The organism is Mitsuaria sp. TWR114, from assembly GCF_007997345.1.
Genome location: NZ_VOSR01000484.1, coordinates 1 through 4,304 on the forward strand (window position 1 = coordinate 1; position 4,304 = coordinate 4,304).

Below are 4,304 nucleotides of genomic sequence, written 5' to 3' on the forward strand. Positions count from 1 at the left end.
GGCCGCCACCTCGGCGCTGACCTCGGCCGCGACGCTCGCGCAGATCTACCAGCAGCCGTCGCCGGCGATCCGCGAGCTGCTGGACACGCCGGCCCTGCCGCGGCTGCTGCCCTCACCGGACCGGCAATCGCTGGCGCTGGTCGAGCAACGCCGCTACACGCCGCTGGAAGAGCTGGCCCGCCCCGGGCTGCGGCTGGCCGGCGCCCGCTTCGATCCCCGCAATGCGAGCCAGCAGAACCTGGTCGCGGTGCAGCGGGTGCGACTGCGCTCGCTGCTCGATCCCGAGGCGGCCGAGCGCGAGGTCGAGCTGCCGGCCGGCGGCACCTGGCACAACTTCGTCTGGGCGCCGGACGGGCAGCGCTTCCTGCTGTCCCGGCGCACGGACACCGGCGAAGAGCTCTGGGCCGGGGCGACGTCCAACGGCCAGCTCTGGCGCATCTACAACGTGCGGCTCAACAACGCCGTCGATGCGGACGACATCGCCTGGCTGAATCCGCGCGAGGCGGTGGTGCTCACCATTCCCGACGATCGCGGCCCCGTGCCCAACCGGCCGCAGACCGGCCCGGCGATCCAGGAAACGCATGGCAAGGCGTCGCCCGAGCGCACCTATCCGGACCTGCTGCGCAACCCGCGCGACGAAGACCTGTTCGAGTACTTCGCGCGCGCGCAGCTCACGCTGATCGACATCGCCAGCGGCCAGAGCCGCGACATCGGCACGCCGGGCCTGTTCACCAGCGTGTCCAGCGTCGGCAACGGCCAGGCGCTGCTCACCGAGCGACTGGTGCGCCCGTTCAGCTACGCGCTCACCTTCGACGACTTCCCCACCGTCGTGGAGGTGCGCCAGCGCGACGGCAAAGTCATCCGCGAGCTGGCCAAGATGCCGCTCAAGCAGGGCGTGGCCATCGACGGCGCGTTGCCCGGCCCGCGGGTCTTCTATCCGTCGCCGAGCAAGGACGCCGCGATCTACTGGGTGGAGGCGCTCGACGGCGGGAACCCCGCCAACCGCGCCGCCTTCCGCGACCGCGTCATGCGGCTGGACCCGCCCTACACCGGCGAGCCCTTCGAGGTGCAGCGCATGCCTTACCGCTTCACGCGGCTGCGTTTCCTGGACGACGGCGTGCATGGGCTGCTGACGGAGGAGGACCGCAGCCGCGGCTGGTCACGGACCTACCTGCTGCCGCTCAACGGCAAGCAGAGCCGGCCCTTGTTCGAGCACTCGGTGCGCGAGCGCTACCGGCACCCGGGCTTCCCCTTCATGCGAACGCTGGCCAATGGTCACCAGGTCGCGCAGACGCTCAACGGCGACCTGCTGCTGTCGGGCCAGGGCGCAAGTCCCAAGGGCGACCGGCCTTTCCTCGACAAGCTGTCGCTGCGCGACCTGAGCGTGCAGCGGCTGTTCCAGTCGGCCGAGGGCGTGTACGAGCAGCCGGTGGCGCTGCTGGAGGACCGGCGGCTGGTGACGCAGCGCGAGACCGAGCATGAGCCGCCCAACCTGAGCCTGCGGGAGAACGGCAAGGTCACGCCGCTGACGCGGATCAAGGATCCGGCGCCGCAGCTCAAGGCGGTGCGGCGCGAGCTGGTGAGTTTCAAGCGCAACGACGGCGTCGAGCTGTCGTTCTGGATGTATTTGCCGCCGGATCTCAAGGAGGGTGAGAAGCGGCCGGCGCTGGTGTGGGCGTATCCGCTGGAGTTCAACGATGCGGCGATCGCGGGTCAGTTGAGCGGATCGCCGGGCCGGTACATGAGTTTCTCGGGCATCAGTCCGTTGAACCTGCTGATGGATGGGTATGTGGTGCTGATGGACGCGACGATGCCGGTGGTGGGTGACTCTCGGAACATGAACGACAGCTTCATCGAGCAGGTCACTGCGAATGCGCGGGCGATCGTGGACAAGGCGGAGGATCTGGGCGTGGTGGATCCGAGGCGGGTGGCGATCGGGGGTCACAGCTACGGCGCCTTCATGGCGGTGAACCTGCTGGCGCACACGAAGCTGTTCCGTTGTGGCATTGCGCGAAGTGGTGCCTACAACCGCACGCTGACGCCGTTTGGATTCCAGAGCGAGCGCCGATCGTTGTGGGATGCGAAGGATGTTTACCTGAAGCTGTCGCCCTTCCTTTTCGCGAACCAGATCAAGGATCCGCTGTTGCTGATTCATGGTGAGGCGGACAACAACTCGGGCACGTTCCCGATGCAGAGCGAGCGTCTGTACCAGGCCTTGGCGGGCCTGGGCGGCACGGCCCGCTATGTCTTGCTGCCTTTCGAGGCGCACGGCTACAGCTCGCGCGAGTCCGCTGGCCAAGTGCAATGGGAGATGAGTCAATGGTTGAGGGGTTGCGTCGGCGATCCCCGAGCCGAGGCGCGTCCGCGCCCTGCCCCGGGCTCCGCCCCCGCCACGCCCCAGCAATCGTCGCAATGAGCGACTCGATTGACGTGCTTGGCCGAGGCCGCCGGCGAAGCCGAAGCTTCGTCAACTGACTGGGGCGCCGTCTGTTTGAGCGGAGCGAGCCGAAGGTGAGCGGAGCGAGTTGGCGCCCTGAGCTTCGGCTTCGCCGGCGGTCTCGGCCAAGCGCGTGCGCTCGACCTCCCACCGCAACCCGCGGCCTCAGATCTGCCGCGCCGAGAAGGTATCGCAGTCTCTGAGGTCCCCCTGTGCCATGCCTCGCTTGAACCACCGCTGGCGTTGTTCGCTGGTTCCGTGGGTGAAGCTTTCTGGCACGACGGCGCGCCCGGCGTTGCGCTGAAGCGTGTCGTCACCGATCTTGGCGGCTGCATTGAGCGCTTCATCGATGTCACCGGCCTCGAGCCAGCCTTTGCTCTGTTGGGAGTGATGGGCCCAGACGCCGGCGAAGCAGTCGGCCTGGAGTTCGACGCGAACGCTGGTGGCGTTGGCGGCCTGTTCGGACTGACGGCGTCTGGCGGCTTCGACTTTCTGGGTGATGCCGAGTTGATGTTGGACGTGATGGCCGACCTCGTGGGCGATCACGTAGGCCTGGGCGAAGTCGCCGGGCGCGCCGAGGCGCTCGCGCAGGGTCTGGTAGAAGCTGAGGTCGATGTAGACCTTGCTGTCGCCGGGGCAGTAGAACGGGCCCATGGCGGCCTGGCCCATGCCGCAGGCGGTGGGCTGGGTGCCTTCGAAGAGGCGGAGCTTGGGGGCTTCGTAGGTCTTGCCGCCGGCCTGGAAGAGTTTGTTCCAGACGTCTTCGGTGTCGGCCAGCACGACGCTGACGAATTTGGCGGGGGTGTCCTGGGGATGGCTGGGTGCGACGGGCCGCTGCTCGCCGCCGGTCTGGACGGTGCTGCCGTCGAGCGCGCTGAGCACGGTCAGCGGGTTGATGCCGAAGGCCCAGGAGGCGAGCAGGGCGATGACGATGCCGCCGATGCCGATGCCGCGTCCGCCGAGCATCGGGAAGCCGCCTCCGCCACCGCCACCGCCGCCACCTCGTGCGTCCTCGACGTTGTCGCTCTCGCGTTGTCCTTCCCACTTCATGGTGCGCTCCTGCCGCCGGTGTGCCGGCTCCAACGATGCGCAAGGATGGCACAGCGCGCCGGACGGCGCTGTCGGACGGCGCCGCGCCGCGCGCGGGCGGCCTCGATCAGGGGACAGCGGCGGCCCGGTTGGCGGCTCAGTCGGCGGCCAGTGCGCCGTCCCCGGGCGTCGCCGAATCCGTGGCGGGCAGGATCAGGTGGAATTCGGCCCCGCCGCCTTCGCGGTTGGCCGCGTACAGCTGGCCGCCATGCATCTCGACGATGCGCCGGCTGATCGGCAGGCCCAGGCCGGTGCCGCCGGAGCCGTCCTTGGTCGTGCTCGACTGGACGAAGGGATCGAAGATGCGCTCCAGCTCATCGACCGGGATGCCCGGCCCGCGGTCGGCGACGCACAGGTGCAACGCGCCGTCGGACCGCCGTTGCCCGCGCAGCTCGATGGTGCCGCCCTGCGGCGCGAACTTGATCGCGTTGGCCAGCACGTTGCGCACCGCCTGCTGGAAGCGCAGTGGATCGACGCTCGCGGGCATCGGCTCGGGCAACTCGGCGGCCAGCGTGAGCTGGCGCTTGGCGGTCAAGGGCGCGAGCTCCCGCATCACCGCGCCCACCGGCTCGCGCAGGTCCTGCGCGCGGAGTTCCAGCGCGCCGACGGCGTCGAGCTTGGACGCGTCCAGCAGGTCGTTGACCAGGGCCAGCATGCGCTGGCCGGAGCCGTGGATGTCCGAGAACATCGCATGCAACCGCTCCTGGCCGCCGCTGCGCGCCATGCCCAGTTCGGAGAAGCCGAGGATGGATTGCAAGGGCGTGCGCAGCTCGTGGCT

General features: G+C 69.2%; 3 protein-coding genes. 1 reads left to right on the top strand and 2 read right to left on the bottom strand.

The features are described from left to right. Positions 1–2,416: S9 family peptidase (locus tag FUT87_RS17280; protein WP_147241813.1), on the top strand; the 2,416-nt coding region annotated here is incomplete at its 5' end. A 186-nt stretch (positions 2,417–2,602) separates the two neighbouring features. Here the strand turns inward: FUT87_RS17280 and FUT87_RS17285 are convergent. Beyond that, on the bottom strand, positions 2,603–3,487 hold the full coding sequence (locus tag FUT87_RS17285) for a neutral zinc metallopeptidase (protein WP_091728346.1): 885 nt from the start codon (positions 3,485–3,487) through the stop codon (positions 2,603–2,605). A 136-nt stretch (positions 3,488–3,623) separates the two neighbouring features. Next, positions 3,624–4,304: sensor histidine kinase KdpD (locus FUT87_RS17290; protein ID WP_147241814.1), on the bottom strand; the 681-nt coding region annotated here is incomplete at its 5' end.

What these genes read in the sequence shown, in the direction of transcription:
- FUT87_RS17285 (WP_091728346.1), bottom strand. Translation starts at nt 3,487, where the DNA reads ATGAAGTGGGAAGGACAACGCGAGAGCGACAACGTCGAGGACGCACGA.